Consider the following 14025-nt stretch of genomic DNA (forward strand, 5'->3'; position numbering starts at 1 on the left):
TTTTACATAATACACATTATGCGCAATTCGGGATGAATCCGTCGCCCATCGAGAAAGCCCGCGGTCAGCGCTTTGCGCCCGCCCTCACGAGCACGTCGGCGACCTCGTTCTGGTGCCTGTCGGTCGCCACGCTCAACGCGTTGTGGCCGTAGGCCGATGTGTAGTTCACGTCCGCCCCGTGCTCGAGGAGCAGCAGCACCATCGGCAGGTGCCCCTCGCGGGAAGCCATCATGAGAGCGCTGGTGCCGTTCTGGGCGATGGCGTTGACCTGCGCGCCTTTCGCAAGCAGCAGCTTGGCGACCTCGACGTGATTGTTGACCGCCGCGTACATGAGCGGCGTCCAGCCGGTCTGATTCACTTCCGCGCCGGCGTCGAGCAGGATCTTGACGATGTCGGCGCGGCCGTTGATCGCGGCCAGCATGAGCGCGGTCTCGCCGTAGGCGTTGCGGGCATTGAGGCGCGGCTTCGCAGCGAGCAGCGTCCGGATGACTTCGGGCTTGCCGCCGCGGGCCGCGGCCATGAGGAGCGTGTCGCCCTTGGGGTTGACCATGTTCACGTCCGCGCCTCGCTGCAGCAAGCCGGCGATGGTCCGGTGGTCGTCGATCTCGATCGCCCGCAGCATGTCGTCGTAGGTGTCGGCGAGCGCGGGCGCGGCGACGAGGAGACCGGCGGCCAGCGCCAGGACGCGCAGCAGGGCGCTCATGCGGGCGCTCCTTCGCGCTTGAACAGGCCGAAGAAGTTGCGGGTCGTGGCCTCGGCGACCTCCTCGAAAGCGATGCCGCGCAGCTTGGCGATCTCCTCGGCGACGTATTTCACCCATCCGGGCCGGTTGGTCTTGCCGCGGTACGGCACGGGCGCCAGATACGGCGAGTCGGTCTCCACCAGCATGCGGTCGAGCGGGACCCGTTTCGCGACCTCCTTGAGCTCGACGGCGTTCTTGAACGTCACGATCCCCGAGAACGAGATGTGGAACCCGAGGTCGAGCGCGGCGCGGGCGACGTCCCAGGTCTCGGTGAAGCAGTGCATGACGCCGCCCGCATCCGACGCGCTCTCTTCGCGCATGATCGCGAGCGTGTCGGCGGCGGACGATCGGGTGTGGATGATGAGCGGCTTCGCGCACGCGCGCGCGGCGCGGATATGCGTGCGAAAGCGCTCGCGCTGCCACTCGAGATCGCCTTCGAGCCGGTAGTAATCCAGGCCGGTCTCGCCGACGGCCACGACCTTGGGATGGTCGGCGAGCCGCAGGAGCGCGTCGACCGTCACCAGCGGCGCGTCCGGATAATCGGGATGCGTTCCCACCGACGCGTAGAGGTTTTCGTGCCCCTCCGCGAGCGCCCTCACCTTCGGGAAATCTTCGAGCGTCACCGACACGCACAGCGCGTGCGTGACGCCGTGCGCGCGCATGTCGTCGAGCACGCCGGGCAGGTCGGCGGCGAGCTCGGGGAAATCGAGGTGGCAGTGCGAATCGACGAGAGTCATTGCGGTTGTACGAGGTTGCGGTACGCGAGCAACAGGTGCTCGATGAACAGCTTGGCGTTGAGCGGATGCTGCGCGATCCGCTGGTATTCGGTCATGCGCCGGTAGAGCCTCAGCGCTTCGAGCGGGTCGACGCGGTCGGCGACGCGCGCGATCGCTTCGCGCTCGTCCGGGTTGTAGCGCACGCGGCCCAACGTCCCGTAGAACGCGATGTCGCAGCACCACTTCTGCAGCCAGCTCACGATATGGGGTACAGGCAAGTCGCGGACCGCTTCGGCGGCGTCGAGCACGTCCACCTCGCGCGCGGTGATCTGACGCAGGAACGCCTTGCGCGCGCCCCAGTAATCGGAGTCGTTGAGCTCGAGGGCGAGGAGCGGCGCGTCGCCCGTATGCGCAAGCGCGAGCGAGCCGTCCCTGACGCCGCGCGACGCGAGCCATCGAGCCGCGCTGTCGCGGTCCGGCGCGCGCAACGCCACCTGGCGGCAGCGGCTCTTGATCGTCGGCAGGAGCTGGTGCGGGCGATGCGACACGAGCACGAAATGGGTGCCCGGCGGCGGCTCCTCGAGGCTCTTCAGGAGCGCGTTGGCAGCGTTGACGTTGAGCGCTTCGGCCGGGTGCAGCACGATCACCTTCGGACCGCCGCGATGGCTCGTGATATTGATGAGCTCGGGCAGGGCGCGGATCTGGGCGACCGTGATGAAGACCGACTTCTTCTTCGCCGCCTTCGCCGGTTTCCCGCCCTCCTCGTCTTCGTCGTCTTCGCTCTCGGCGGCGGGTTCGATCTGCCGGTAGTCCGGGTGCGCGCCCGCTTCGAACCACGCGCACGCGGTGCAGCCGCCGCAGGCCGCGTTCGATTCGGTCGGCGTCTCGCACAGCAGCGCCTGCGCGAGCGCGCGGGCGAAATCGAGCTTGCCGATGCCGCGCGGGCCGTGGATGAGGAGCGCGTGCGCGAGGCGGTCCTTGGCGCTCGCGAGCGCGTCGAACTCGCCCTGATGCCACGGCAGCGGCAGCATCATGCGGCCTCGCAGAAGCCGGAGAGGATCGCGCGCACGGCCGCGCTCACCTCGTCGACCGTCGCGCCGGCGTCGACGACGCGGATGCGGTTCGAATGCTCTCTCGCGCGCTCCAGATACGCCGCACGTACGCGCGCGTGGAACTCCGCGCGCTCCTGCTCGAAGCGATCGGGTGTCTTGATCGCGCTCGCGCGCGAGCGCCCGATCTCGGGGCTGACGTCGAAATAGATCGTGAGATCGGGGTGCAGATCGGCGTGGACCCAGTGCTCGAGCGTTTCGAGCTTCGGCCACTCGACGCCGCTGCCGCCGCCCTGATAGGCGAAGCTCGCGTCGGTGAAGCGGTCGCACAGCACCCACGTGCCTTCCGCCAGCGCGGGCGCGATCACCTTGTCGATGTGCTCGCGGCGCGCGGCGAACATGAGCAGCGTCTCGGTTTCCGGCGCATAGCGGGCCGCCGGATCGAGGAGCAGGCCGCGCAGCGCTTCGCCGAGCGGAGTCCCGCCGGGCTCGCGCGTCACGCGCAGCGGGAGACCGCGCGCTTTCAGCGCATCGGCGGCGACGTCGAGCTGCGTCGTCTTGCCTGCGCCGTCGAGGCCTTCCATGGTGACGAACCGCCCTCGCCTCATTTCTTGCCGCCCTTCTGATATTTCGTCACCGCGCGGTCGTGCTCTTCGAGACTCTTGGAGAAATGCGAGCTGCCGTCGCCTTTCGCGACGAAGTAGAGCGCGTCGGTCGAGGCGGGATGCAGCGCCGCGTACAGCGACCCCAGCCCCGGCATCGCGATCGGCGTCGGCGGCATGCCGGTGCGCAGATAAGTGTTGTAGGGCGAGTCGGCGAGCAGGTCCTGCTTGCGCAGGTTGCCGTCGAACGATTCGCCGAGGCCGTAGATGACCGTCGGATCGGTCTGCAGCTTCATGCCGAGCTTCAGACGGTTCAGGAACACCGCGGAGATGATCGATCGCTCGACCGCCCTGCCCGTCTCCTTCTCGACGATCGACGCGAGCACCAGCGCCTCGTACGGCGTCGCGAGCGGCAGGTCCGGCGCGCGCTGGTCCCACTGCGCCGAGAGGTGCTTCTGCATGAGATCGTAGGAGCGGCGCAGGATGTTCAGGTCCGGCACGCCGGTGCTGAAGTGGTACGTGTCCGGGAAAAACAACCCTTCGGCGGAGTGCTCGTTGATGCCGAGCTTCGCCAGCACCTCGGCATCCGAGAGTCCCTGCGTGTCGTGCCTGAGCTCGGGATTGTCGTCGAGCGCCTTCCTCATCTGCCTGAAGGTCCAGCCTTCGACGAACGTGATCGCGAGCGTGCTGTTGCGGCCTTTCGAGATCTTCTCGATGAGGTCGAGCGGCGAGGTGCCCTGCTCCACCTCGTAGTTTCCGGCCTTGATGTTGCGCGGATCGCCGAACACACGCGCGAGGATCTCGAAGGCGGTCGCATTGTCGACCACGCCGGCCTGGACCATCTGCTGGGTGGCCGCGCGCAGGCTGCTGCCGGCGTTGATGCTGAACTGCATCGGCGAGCGCGCGAGCGGAAGCTCGTGCGTCGGGTAATAGACGCACCAGCCGATCGCGGCGAGGGCGACCAGCCCGAACGCTAACGTGAGGAGCTTAAGCGCTTTCTTCATCGTCGCTTTCGAGCCAGCGCTGAACCGAGCGCGCGAGCGGACCGGCCTCGAACATGCGCCCGTCGATCTCCCGGACCGGCCAGGCCCCGGCCAGGCTGTTGGTCAGGATCACTTCGTCGGCCGCGAGCACGTCTGCCCACGGGATGTCGCGGACGGCGCAGGCCACGCCGTGCCTGCGCGCAGCGTCGAGCACGCGATCGCGCGTGACGCCCGCGACGCCGCAGCGCGCGAGGGACGGCGTCGCAAGCGCGCCGTTCGCGGCGATGAAGAGGTTCGTCATGGTTCCGCCGATCGCGTTGTCGTCGGCGTCGCACAACAGCCCCTCGGCGATCGACGGATCATTCCATTCGGCCCGTGCGAGCACGTTTTCGAGACGGCTCAAATGCTTGACCCCGGCGAGCGCGGGCTGGTGGCCGAGCGCAAGAACGCACCTCATCACGCGCACGCCGCGCGCGGCGTACTCCGCGGGATACGGCACACGGGGTGAGGCGGAAACGATACGGGTCGGGATGGCATCGTGGGCGTAAGCATAGCCGCGGGGGCCGTCGCCGCGGGTCACGGTGATTTTCGCCGCGTGCTCGCCGGGGGCGTCGCCGCACGCCCGTCGGAGCTCGTCGCCTAGCAGCGGTTCCGCCGGACACGCGAGACCGATGGCGGCGCAGTCGGCGGCGAGCTTCGCATAGTGCCGGCGCCAGTGACGCGGACTGCCTGCCGTCAGGGTGAAGGTGCGGAAAACGCCGTCGCCGTAGGCAAGCCCGCGATCGGTGGCGCGCACCTGGCCGGCCGGCACGCCGTCGACGAGGATCATCGAGACGGCCTCGCCGAGCGCGCGGGCGTCACACCTTGCGGAAAACCAGGGTGCCGTTCGTCCCGCCGAACCCGAACGAGTTCGAGAGCGCCACGTCGATCTTCATCGGTCGCGCGGTGTTCGGCACGTAATCGAGGTCGCACTGTGGATCGGGGTTGGTGAGGTTGATCGTCGGCGGCGCGACCTGATCGCGGATGGCGAGACAGGAGAACACGGCTTCGATGCCGCCCGCCGCGCCGAGCAGGTGCCCGGTCATCGACTTGGTGGAGCTCACCGCGAGCTTGCGCGCATGGTCCCCGAACGCGCGCTTGACCGCCGTGGTTTCGGCGATGTCGCCGAGCGGGGTCGACGTGCCGTGCGCGTTGACGTAATCGACGCTGTCGGCATTCATCTCCGCGTTCCGCAGGGCGTTGATCATGCAGCGCACTGCGCCGTCGCCGTTTTCGCTCGGCGCGGTGATGTGATAGGCGTCGGCGCTCATGCCGTAGCCCTTGAGCTCGCAGTAGATCTTCGCGCCGCGCGCCTTGGCGTGCTCGTACTCCTCGAGCACCAGCATGCCCGCGCCTTCGCCCAGGACGAAGCCGTCCCGGTCCTTGTCCCACGGGCGGCTGGCGCCCTGGGCATCGTCGTTGCGGGTCGAGAGCGCGCGCGCCGAGCAGAACCCGCCGACGCCGAGCAGGCTCACCGTCGACTCCGCGCCGCCCGCGACCATGACGTCGGCGTCGCCGTACTCGATGAGGCGGCCGGCGTCGCCGATGCAGTGATTCGCGGTCGTGCACGCGGTGACGATCGCGAGGTTCGGCCCCTTGAGACCGTACATGATCGAGAGCTGGCCGGCGATCATGTTGATGATCGTACCGGGGACGAAGAAGGGAGAGATCTTGCGGGGGCCGCCTGCGTCGACCGCGTCGTCGGTCTCCTCGATCAGCGGCAGGCCGCCGATGCCGGAGCCGATGACCGCGCCGATGCGCTCGCGGTCGAGCTTTTCGAAATCGAGGCCGGCGTCCTTGATGGCCTCTATGCCGGCTGCAAGCCCATAGTGAATGAAAGTGTCGAAGCGCCGCGCTTCCTTGGGCGCGAGATACTGGGCGACGTCGAACCCCTTGACTTCACCCGCGATGCGCGACGGCAATTGGGAAGCGTCGAAGCGGGTGATCGGGCCGATGCCGGATTTTCCGGCGAGGATGCCGGCCCAGGCCTCGGGCACGCCCACGCCCACGGGCGAAACGATGCCGAGGCCGGTTACGACTACTCTGCGTCTTGCCAAATCAGCACCGGCTCGCGATCAGGATTTTCCGTGCGACTTGATGAAGTCGATCGCCTGCTGCACGGTCGTGATCTTCTCGGCCTCTTCGTCGGGGATCTCGGTCTCGAACTCCTCTTCGAGGGCCATCACGAGCTCAACGGTGTCCAGCGAATCAGCGCCGAGGTCGTTGACGAAGGACGATTCGTTCTTCACGTCGGCTTCGTTCACACCCAGTTGCTCGGCAACAATCTTCTTGACCCGTTGCTCGATGTTCTCCATACGGTCCCCTTTCCTCTTGCTTTGTGGGTTCAGTGAATTGCGGCCATCCCTGACGAAGCGGGATGGGGTTTTCGACAGGCGTGGATTTTACCACATTAGTTTCAGCGAAAAGCGCTGTAAAAACAAAGACGAGACGCTCAATCCATATGCATGCCGCCGTTGACGTGCAGCGTGCATCCGGTGATGTACGAAGCACCCGGCGAAGCGAGGAAGAGCACGGCCTGTGCGATGTCGTCGACATGTCCGAGACGAGCGAGCGGGATCTGCGAGAGCAATCCCCTGCGCGTCTCTTCGGGCAGAGCGTTCGTCATGTCGGTCTCGATGAAACCGGGTGCTACGCAGTTCACCGTGATGTTGCGGCTGCCGAGCTCGCGCGCGAGCGCTTTCGAGAAACCGACGACACCCGCCTTCGCCGCCGCGTAATTGGTCTGTCCCGCGTTGCCCATCGCGCCGATCACCGACGTGATGTTGATGATGCGGCCTTCGCGCGCTTTCATCATGCCGCGGATCACCGCCTTCGACAGCCGGTAAACCGACTTCAGATTGGTCGACATGATGTCGTCCCACTGCTCGTCGCTCATGCGCATGAGCAGGTTGTCGCGCGTGATGCCGGCGTTGTTGACGAGGATGCCGATCGCGCCGAAGTCCTTCTCGATCGACTTGAGTCCCGCGTCCACCTGCGCGGCATCGGTCACGTTCATGACGATGCCGGCGCCTTTCAATCCTTCGGCCGCGAGCGCGTCGGCGAACGCTTTCGCGCCCGATTCGCCGGTGGCGGTGCCCACGACCGAGGCACCGGCTTTTGCCAGCGCGATGCCGATGCCGCGGCCGATACCGCGCGAAGCGCCGGTGACCAGCGCGACCCTGCCTTCGAGTGTCGTCACTTGAGCGCCTCCAGGGTGTTTGCGAGCGACGCGGGATCGCTGACCGCGTGGCCCTGCAGCGAGGGATCGATGCGACGGGTGAGACCCGCCAGCACCTTGCCCGGTCCGCACTCGACCACGTCGGTCACGCCCCCGCGCGCGAGCGCCTGGACGACCTCGACCCACCGCACCGGACTGCACGCCTGACGCGCGAGGGCGTCACGGATCGCCGCGGGATCGTCGATCACCGCAACGTCGACGTTGTTGACCACCGGGATGCGCGGCGCCTTCAGCGTGAGCTTCGACATGTACTCGGCGAGCCGCTGCGCCGCCGGCTGCAGCAGCGACGAATGGAACGGCGCGCTGACCGGCAGCATGAGCGCGCGCTTCGCACCACCCGCCTTCGCCGCCGCGGCCGCGCGCTCTACCGCCGCCTTGTGCCCGGCGATCACCACCTGGCTCGGCGCGTTGAAGTTCACCGCCTCGACCACTTCGCCGTTGGCCGCATCCGCGCACGCCTTGCGCACCGCGTCGTCGGCGAGTCCGAGGATCGCCGCCATCGCGCCGGTGCCCAGCGGCACCGCCTCCTGCATCGCCTGCGCGCGAAAGCGCACCAGCGGCAGCGCGTCCCTGAACTCGAGCACGCCGGCAACGACGAGCGCGGTGTATTCGCCGAGGCTATGCCCGGCCACCATCGCGGGCTCGGCGCCGCCCTGCTCCAACCACGCCTTGTAAGTGGCGTAACCGGCCGTGAGCATGACGGGCTGGGTGTTCACCGTGGCGTTCAGGTCCTCCGCGGGACCCTCGGCCACGAGCTGCCACAGGTCTTGCGACAGCGTATCCGACGCTTCGTCGAAAACGCGGCGAACGATCGAAAGCTCGGCGTAGCCGTGCATCATGCCGACCGACTGCGAGCCCTGTCCCGGGAACACCAATGCGAATTTTTTCATCTCTGTCGTTCTCTGCTCACCACCGCACCAGCACCGCGCCCCAGGTAAAGCCCCCGCCCACCCCTTCGAGCAGCACGTTGTGCCCTTCGCGGATGCGGCCGTCGCGCACCGCTTCGTCGAGCGCGAGCGGCACCGACGCGGCCGACGTATTGGCGTGACGCTCGACCGTTGCGATCACGCGCTCCATGCTCAATCCCAGCTTCTTCGCCGTCGACTGGATGATGCGGATGTTCGCCTGGTGCGGCACGAGCCAGTCGATCTGCGACTTGTCGATACCCGCCGCGTGCAAGGTCTCATCGGCGACCTCGCTCAACACTTTGACTGCGAACTTGAAGACCGCGTTGCCTTCCATCTGCAGCAGCGGCCGTCCCGCGATCTCGCCGCGCGACACGCTGCCCGGCACCGACAGGATGTGCGCGTAGCTGCCGTCGGCGTGCAGGCGCGAAGCGAGCACCCCGGGCTGGTCGCTCCTGCTGAGCACCACGGCGCCCGCGCCGTCGCCGAACAGCACGCAGGTCGAGCGGTCCTTCCAGTCGAGGATGCGCGAGTACACTTCGGCGCCGACGACGAGGGCATTGCGGTACTGGCCCGACTTCATGAGCTGATCGGCCGTCGCGAGCGCGTAGACGAAACCGCTGCACACGGCCTGCATGTCGAACGCCGGGCAGTTCTTGACACCGAGCTTCGCCTGCAGGATGCAGGCGGTGCTCGGGAACACCATATCCGACGTGGTCGTCGCGACGATGATGAGATCGATGTCCTGCGGCGTGAGCCCCGCCGCGGTGAGGGCCCGGCGGCTCGCCGCGAGCGCGAGGTCGCTCGCGTTCTCCTGCTCGGCCGCGACATGGCGCTGGCGAATTCCGGTGCGCGTGTAAATCCATTCGTCGGACGTGTCGACCAGCTTCTCCAGGTCGCGGTTGGTGAGGATCTTCTCCGGGAGATAGCTGCCGGTGCCGACGATGCGCGAATAAATGGTCATGCCGCCGTTTTCTGGATGTGAGACATGCGCTCTTCGATGTGACGCAGAACGCCGGTGCGCGCTTCCTCGACCGCGCGGCGGATCGCGAAACCGAACGCGAACGTGTCCGCCGAGCCGTGGCTCTTGATGACGATGCCCTTCAGACCGATGAGCGTCGCGCCGTTGTAGCGGCGATGGTCGAGGCGCTTTTTGAAATGCTGGAGTACGGGCCAGGCGGCCAGCGCCGCCAGCCGCGTCAGCCAGTTGCGCTTGAATTCCTCGCGCAGCGCGGTGGAAAGCATCTGCGCGACGCCTTCCGAGCTCTTGAGCGCGACGTTGCCGACGAAGCCGTCGCACACGACGACGTCGACGGTGCCTTTGAAGATGTCGTCGCCTTCGACGTTGCCATGGAAGTTGAGCTCGCTCGCGCGCAGGAGCTCCGCGGCTTCTTTCACGACGTCGTTGCCCTTGATGGCTTCCTCGCCGATGTTGAGCAATCCCACCCTGGGACGAGGGTTCGCGTCGACCGAAGCGACGAGCTCCGAGCCCATGATGCCGAACTGGAGCAGATGCTCGGCCGTGCAGTCGACGTTCGCGCCGAGGTCGAGCACGCAGGTATGGCCGGTCAGCGTCGGGAGCGTCGTCGCGATCGCGGGGCGGTCGATGCCGGGCAGCGTCTTCAGCACGAAACGCGAGATCGCCATCAGCGCGCCGGTGTTGCCGGCGCTCACGCACGCGTGCGCTTCGCCGCTCTTCACGAGATCGATCGCGACCCGCATCGACGAGTCCTTCTTGCCGCGCAGCGCCGTCGCGGGCGGATCGTCCATCTGCACGACGTCCGCCGCGTGGCGTATGCGCAGTCGCGCCGAGGGCTGCGCGCGCAGACGAGCGAGCTCCGCCTCGATCGCGGGCTGCTGTCCAACGAGCACAAAAGCGGATTCGGGATCGTCAGCGAGGTACTTGAGCACGGCCGGCACCGTCACGTGCGAGCCGTGGTCGCCACCCATGCAGTCGATGGCAACGGTCACGTCCATCGAGTTTCCTCCACTTCAAACGTCCGCCGTTTGTTCTTGTAGATCGGCGGGCGCGAGCCCGCGCGGCCGGGCGCCGGCTGCTTATTCGCCCTTGGTCTTGACGACCTTCTTGCCGCGGTAATAACCCGTGGGGCTGACGTGGTGGCGCAGATGGACTTCACCGGTCGTCGGCTCGACCGCGAGCGGCGGCGCCGACAGGTGATCGTGCGAGCGGTGCATGCCGCGCTTGGAGGGGGACTTCTTGTTCTGCTGAACAGCCATTTACGTGCTCCTTAATGCTTGTTTTGCGGGCGCTTCAAAGCGGCCAGCTTTTCGAACGCCTTGGGTGAGGCGCTCTCCTGTGATTGCGTTGCGAACCGGCTCTCGCACGTCCCTTCGGGATGGCGCGGCGCCAGCGGCAGCGAGAGCAGCACCTCGTCTTCGACCAGCGCGTTCACGTCGAGCTCCGGGTTCGCGTCCAGCGTATCCGGCGCTTCCGGGTCCTCGAGATCGTCCTCGGGCGCAGCGCCTTCCGGCACCACCAGAAGCGAATTGCGGACCGCGACCGGATACTCGAGCAGTCCCAGGCAGCGCTGGCACTGCAGGTGCAGCTCTCCGTCGACGGCGACGTCGAGCAGCGGCCGATTGCGCTCGTCGCGCCGGCCTTTGATCCTCCAATCGAGGATACCGGCCGAATCGCAAAGGAGGTCTTCGAGACGCTCGAGGGCTGAAACGGGGACGCTGCCGGACGATTCTTGCGCCGAGCGGGCGAACTCCAGAGCATCGATGACCGCCGGTGCAGACATAAGCGGCGGATGATAGTATTTTTGCAGCCTGCTGTCAAAGCCACGGTTTAAAAAAGTTCAACTTCAGCAGACACTTACAGCCGCACCTTCGACCAACCCCGTGCTCGTCCTCGCCTCTTCCTCCCCGTACCGGCGCATGCTGCTCGACCGCCTGCGGGTGCCGTACGCGGTGGCGGTCCCCGCCGTGGACGAGGCGCCGCTGCCGCGAGAACTGCCCGAGGCGACCGCGCGCCGGCTCGCGGAGATGAAGGCGCGGGCCGTTGCCGCGGATTTCCCGAACGCGGTCGTCATCGGGTCGGACCAGGTCGCAAGCCTCGACGGCAAGGCGATCGGCAAGCCCGGGACGCACGATGCAGCGCTGGCGCAATTGATGGAGATGCGCGGGCGCAGCGCGGTCTTCCATACCGCGTTATGCGTCCTGGACAGCCGCGGCGCGCACGTCGAATGCGTACCGACCGCGGTGCGTTTTCGCCGGTATTCGGAAACCCAAGCCGCGAAGTACCTGGCGGCCGACCAGCCGTACGACTGCGCCGGCAGCGCCAAGATCGAGTCGCTCGGCATCGCCCTCGTGTCCGAGGTCGTGAGCGCCGATCCGACCGCGCTCATCGGCCTGCCGCTCGTCGCGCTCGTCACGATGCTCGAGAGCGCCGGCATAGCCGTGCTGTAGATGGCTCCGGGCACGCTCTATCTCGTGCCGACCGGGCTCGGCGGCGAAGCCCTGCCGCTGTTGCCGCCGGCGACGCTGGAGGCGGTCATGCGCTGCGAGCGCTTCGTCGCCGAGAATCCCAAGACCGCACGCGCGTTCCTCAAGGCGATCGGCTATCCGCGGCCGCTGCAAGGGCTGCCGATCGATACGCTCGACGAGCACACCCCGGCCGCGGCTCTCGATCGGCTGCTCGCACCGATCGTCGCCGGCGCCGACTGCGCGCTCCTGTCCGAGGCGGGATGTCCCGCCGTCGCCGATCCGGGCGCCGGCCTCGTGAGGAAAGCGCACGCCGCGGCCATCACGGTGAAGCCGCTCGTCGGGCCGTCGGCCCTGCTGTTGGCGATCATGGCGTCGGGCCTGAACGGCCAGCGTTTCGCTTTCCACGGCTATCTGCCCGTCGAGCGCGCCGCCCGCGATCGCAGATTGAAGGAGCTCGAGCGCGAGTCGGAACGGCACGGCGCCGCGCAGGCCTTCATCGAAACGCCTTACCGCAACGACGCGATGTTCGGCGCGGTGTTGGAGGCATGCCGCGCGGACACGCTGTTGTGCGTGGCGGCGGATCTCACTCTGAGCTCAGAGCTCGTACGCACGCGGCCGATCGCCGACTGGAAGCGCGGCAAGCCCGCGCTCAACCGGCGGCCGGCGGTGTTCCTGCTCTATCGGGAAATCAGAAGCGGTAGAACGCCGTGAAGTGCAGCTTGTCGTGATCGCGCGGCGTGCCGAACGCCACGCCGTTGGTCACGTGCGCGTACGCCACGTTGAGGTCGAGCCCCTGCCATTTCCAGCGCAGCCCCGCGCCCGCGCTCGAAATGTTGTCGGTCTGGGACGCGCCGGTCACCGGCGTGACGAGCTTTCTCCAGCCGAAGTCGAAGAACGCGAACGGCGCAATATTGAAGAAGAACGCAGGCCCGTTCGCTTCGAGGTTCACGAAGTACGCCCGGTCGCCCGTGACTTCGCGCTCGCGGAAGCCGCGCACCGCGGTGATGCCGGCGATGCCGAGCTGCTCGCCGGGGATCAGCGGATCGTCGGTGTACTGGCCGCGCAGGCGTCCGCTCAGACTCCAGCGCGCGCCGAAGCTGTAGGTTCCATCCAGGCCGTAGCGGAACGCCGACCAGTCTCGCTCCGCCCCGCCGGGCAAGCGGGCGTTCATGTAAGCGGTATCGCTGCCGGCGCGGCCGCCCGGAATATTGCGGCTGTATTCGGCGAAGCCGGCGTACGCAGCTTGGTCCTTTTCCATGCGCGCGGCGTAGCGGAACGTGATCGGGCGGCTGCCGACGGCGGTCGCCGGCAGCGCAGTGCCGCCGAATGCGACGTTGCTCTCGAAGTAGCGCGAGTCGTACGCGATCGACACGTTGTGCACGAGCTCGCCGAAGCGCGGCAGCAGGTACGTCGCCTTGATGCCGTAGAAGTCGCCGCTTCCGCTCACGTCGAAGCTCTGGGTACCTAGCCCGATGCTGCCGCTGTCGATGTCCGAGTGCGTGTAGTACGCGCTGAGCATCGTGTTGTAGCCGTAGAACGGGATCGTATAGAAAACACCGATCTGCGTGACGTCGCTCACGTGGTCCGGCGAGGTCGTGTATGCGATCGTCGCGGTGTGATCGCGGTTGAAGAGGTTGCTGTGCTGGTAACCGAGGGTGAGGCGCGTGTAGCCGGTGTTGCGGTTGAGCGTGTTGTCGAAATCGCGCGTGCCGCCGATCAGGCTCACGAAGAACTGCGACGGCGCGACGTCGGCGACACGCAGGTCCGCGTCGACCGCATCGGGCTTGGTGCCTTCCTTGATCTGCAGCGTGACGCGCTTGGACGGGTGCTCGTTGGCGAGGCTGAGCTGCTGCCCTAGCAGGCGCACGTCGGGTGCACGGCCGGGCTTGAGCCCGGGCACGCTGCGCAGGATGTTCTCGGTGGTGAAGTGCTGGTTGCCGACGACGGTCACGCGGTCGAGCGTGAACGGCAGGATGCGCAGCGTGAGCTCGCCTGCCGTCGGCTGCTGCGCGGGCACGATGACGCGGTGGAAAGAGTTGCCGCGCGCCCTGACCGCTTTCTCCAGCGCTGCCGCGGCCTGTTCCAGCGTCTGCAGACTGGAGTGGGGTCCCAGATAGGGTTTGAGGATCTCGTCGGTCTCGCTTTGCGAGAGCGGGTTGTCGCCTTCGATGACGAACCGGTTGACTTCGAGCACCGGCGTGTCGGCGGCGTGCAGCGCGGGAGCGAACGCCAGCGCGAGTGCGCAGGAGATACCGGCGAATGCACGCTTGTGCCTGCGGACCCACGAAACTTTGGAGCGCATCG

At 67.2% G+C, this 14025-nt stretch carries 16 protein-coding genes and 1 pseudogene; 2 read left to right on the plus strand and 15 right to left on the minus strand.

The features are described 5' to 3' along the window. Positions 1 to 64: 64 nt before the first annotated feature. From VHP37_07205 to VHP37_07270, 14 genes and pseudogenes are all read right to left on the minus strand, one after another. Positions 65 to 703, minus strand: coding sequence for an ankyrin repeat domain-containing protein (locus tag VHP37_07205; GenBank protein HEX2826116.1), 639 nt, complete (start codon positions 701 to 703; stop codon positions 65 to 67). Then, entirely contained in the window at positions 700 to 1479 is a 780-nt protein-coding gene (locus VHP37_07210; protein HEX2826117.1) for a TatD family hydrolase, read from the minus strand. The genes VHP37_07205 and VHP37_07210 overlap by 4 nt, the downstream gene beginning before the upstream one ends. Beyond that, entirely contained in the window at positions 1476 to 2492 is a 1017-nt protein-coding gene (gene holB, locus VHP37_07215) for a DNA polymerase III subunit delta' (protein ID HEX2826118.1), read from the minus strand. Before holB ends, VHP37_07210 begins: the two co-directional genes overlap by 4 nt. Continuing rightward, positions 2489 to 3115 (minus strand): dTMP kinase, encoded by a 627-nt coding sequence (tmk, locus tag VHP37_07220; protein ID HEX2826119.1) that lies wholly within the window; start codon positions 3113 to 3115, stop codon positions 2489 to 2491. Before tmk ends, holB begins: the two co-directional genes overlap by 4 nt. Continuing rightward, positions 3112 to 4113 carry an endolytic transglycosylase MltG gene (gene mltG, locus VHP37_07225; GenBank protein HEX2826120.1) on the minus strand — a complete coding sequence of 334 codons (1002 nt, stop codon included), beginning with the start codon at positions 4111 to 4113 and terminating at the stop codon, positions 3112 to 3114. Before mltG ends, tmk begins: the two co-directional genes overlap by 4 nt. Further along, positions 4097 to 4921: an aminodeoxychorismate lyase gene (pabC, locus tag VHP37_07230; GenBank protein HEX2826121.1), complete on the minus strand. Its 825-nt coding sequence runs from the start codon at positions 4919 to 4921 to the stop codon at positions 4097 to 4099. The genes mltG and pabC overlap by 17 nt, the downstream gene beginning before the upstream one ends. A 28-nt stretch (positions 4922 to 4949) precedes the next feature. After that, positions 4950 to 6188, minus strand: coding sequence for a beta-ketoacyl-ACP synthase II (fabF, locus tag VHP37_07235; GenBank protein ID HEX2826122.1), 1239 nt, complete (start codon positions 6186 to 6188; stop codon positions 4950 to 4952). An 18-nt stretch (positions 6189 to 6206) separates the two neighbouring features. Beyond that, positions 6207 to 6446: an acyl carrier protein gene (gene acpP / locus VHP37_07240; GenBank protein ID HEX2826123.1), complete on the minus strand. Its 240-nt coding sequence runs from the start codon at positions 6444 to 6446 to the stop codon at positions 6207 to 6209. Positions 6447 to 6583: 137 nt separating this feature from the next. After that, positions 6584 to 7330, minus strand: a complete 747-nt coding sequence (gene fabG / locus VHP37_07245) for a 3-oxoacyl-ACP reductase FabG (GenBank protein ID HEX2826124.1) — start codon at positions 7328 to 7330, stop codon at positions 6584 to 6586. Then, the gene (fabD, locus tag VHP37_07250; GenBank protein HEX2826125.1) at positions 7327 to 8259 is read right to left on the minus strand and encodes an ACP S-malonyltransferase; all 933 of its coding nucleotides are present in this window, start codon (positions 8257 to 8259) and stop codon (positions 7327 to 7329) included. The genes fabG and fabD overlap by 4 nt, the downstream gene beginning before the upstream one ends. A 16-nt stretch (positions 8260 to 8275) precedes the next feature. Then, entirely contained in the window at positions 8276 to 9238 is a 963-nt protein-coding gene (locus VHP37_07255; GenBank protein HEX2826126.1) for a beta-ketoacyl-ACP synthase III, read from the minus strand. A 44-nt stretch (positions 9239 to 9282) separates the two neighbouring features. Continuing rightward, positions 9283 to 10251: pseudogene (gene plsX, locus VHP37_07260) on the minus strand (phosphate acyltransferase PlsX). Between the two features lie 81 nt (positions 10252 to 10332). Then, positions 10333 to 10512 carry a 50S ribosomal protein L32 gene (rpmF, locus tag VHP37_07265; protein ID HEX2826127.1) on the minus strand — a complete coding sequence of 60 codons (180 nt, stop codon included), beginning with the start codon at positions 10510 to 10512 and terminating at the stop codon, positions 10333 to 10335. An 11-nt stretch (positions 10513 to 10523) separates the two neighbouring features. Then, on the minus strand, positions 10524 to 11036 hold the full coding sequence (locus VHP37_07270) for a DUF177 domain-containing protein (GenBank protein HEX2826128.1): 513 nt from the start codon (positions 11034 to 11036) through the stop codon (positions 10524 to 10526). Between the two features lie 100 nt (positions 11037 to 11136). Here VHP37_07270 and VHP37_07275 point away from each other — a divergent pair, with 100 nt between their 5' ends. Both VHP37_07275 and VHP37_07280 read left to right on the plus strand, forming a co-directional pair. Then, entirely contained in the window at positions 11137 to 11703 is a 567-nt protein-coding gene (locus tag VHP37_07275; protein HEX2826129.1) for a Maf family nucleotide pyrophosphatase, read from the plus strand. Further along, a complete protein-coding gene (locus VHP37_07280; protein HEX2826130.1) occupies positions 11704 to 12432 on the plus strand; it encodes an SAM-dependent methyltransferase in 729 nt (242 codons plus the stop codon). On the opposite strand, the gene VHP37_07285 is transcribed toward VHP37_07280, so the two are convergent. Beyond that, the gene (locus VHP37_07285; protein ID HEX2826131.1) at positions 12410 to 14023 is read right to left on the minus strand and encodes a ShlB/FhaC/HecB family hemolysin secretion/activation protein; all 1614 of its coding nucleotides are present in this window, start codon (positions 14021 to 14023) and stop codon (positions 12410 to 12412) included. The two genes, VHP37_07280 and VHP37_07285, sit on opposite strands and share 23 nt — an antisense overlap. Positions 14024 to 14025: the final 2 nt, after the last annotated feature.

The sequence above is a fragment of the Burkholderiales bacterium genome, from assembly GCA_036262035.1.
Lineage (GTDB): Bacteria > Pseudomonadota > Gammaproteobacteria > Burkholderiales > SG8-41 > JAQGMV01.

Bases quoted from the DNA above. Each gene is read 5' to 3' on its own strand.
- VHP37_07205 (HEX2826116.1), bottom strand. From the start codon at position 703: ATGAGCGCCCTGCTGCGCGTCCTGGCGCTGGCCGCCGGTCTCCTCGTC.
- VHP37_07210 (HEX2826117.1), bottom strand. From the start codon at position 1,479: ATGACTCTCGTCGATTCGCACTGCCACCTCGATTTCCCCGAGCTCGCC.
- holB (HEX2826118.1), bottom strand. From the start codon at position 2,492: ATGATGCTGCCGCTGCCGTGGCATCAGGGCGAGTTCGACGCGCTCGCG.
- tmk (HEX2826119.1), bottom strand. From the start codon at position 3,115: ATGAGGCGAGGGCGGTTCGTCACCATGGAAGGCCTCGACGGCGCAGGC.
- mltG (HEX2826120.1), bottom strand. From the start codon at position 4,113: ATGAAGAAAGCGCTTAAGCTCCTCACGTTAGCGTTCGGGCTGGTCGCC.
- pabC (HEX2826121.1), bottom strand. From the start codon at position 4,921: ATGATCCTCGTCGACGGCGTGCCGGCCGGCCAGGTGCGCGCCACCGAT.
- acpP (HEX2826123.1), bottom strand. From the start codon at position 6,446: ATGGAGAACATCGAGCAACGGGTCAAGAAGATTGTTGCCGAGCAACTG.
- fabD (HEX2826125.1), bottom strand. From the start codon at position 8,259: ATGAAAAAATTCGCATTGGTGTTCCCGGGACAGGGCTCGCAGTCGGTC.
- VHP37_07255 (HEX2826126.1), bottom strand. From the start codon at position 9,238: ATGACCATTTATTCGCGCATCGTCGGCACCGGCAGCTATCTCCCGGAG.
- rpmF (HEX2826127.1), bottom strand. From the start codon at position 10,512: ATGGCTGTTCAGCAGAACAAGAAGTCCCCCTCCAAGCGCGGCATGCAC.
- VHP37_07270 (HEX2826128.1), bottom strand. From the start codon at position 11,036: ATGTCTGCACCGGCGGTCATCGATGCTCTGGAGTTCGCCCGCTCGGCG.
- VHP37_07280 (HEX2826130.1), top strand. From the start codon at position 11,704: ATGGCTCCGGGCACGCTCTATCTCGTGCCGACCGGGCTCGGCGGCGAA.
- VHP37_07285 (HEX2826131.1), bottom strand. From the start codon at position 14,023: ATGCGCTCCAAAGTTTCGTGGGTCCGCAGGCACAAGCGTGCATTCGCC.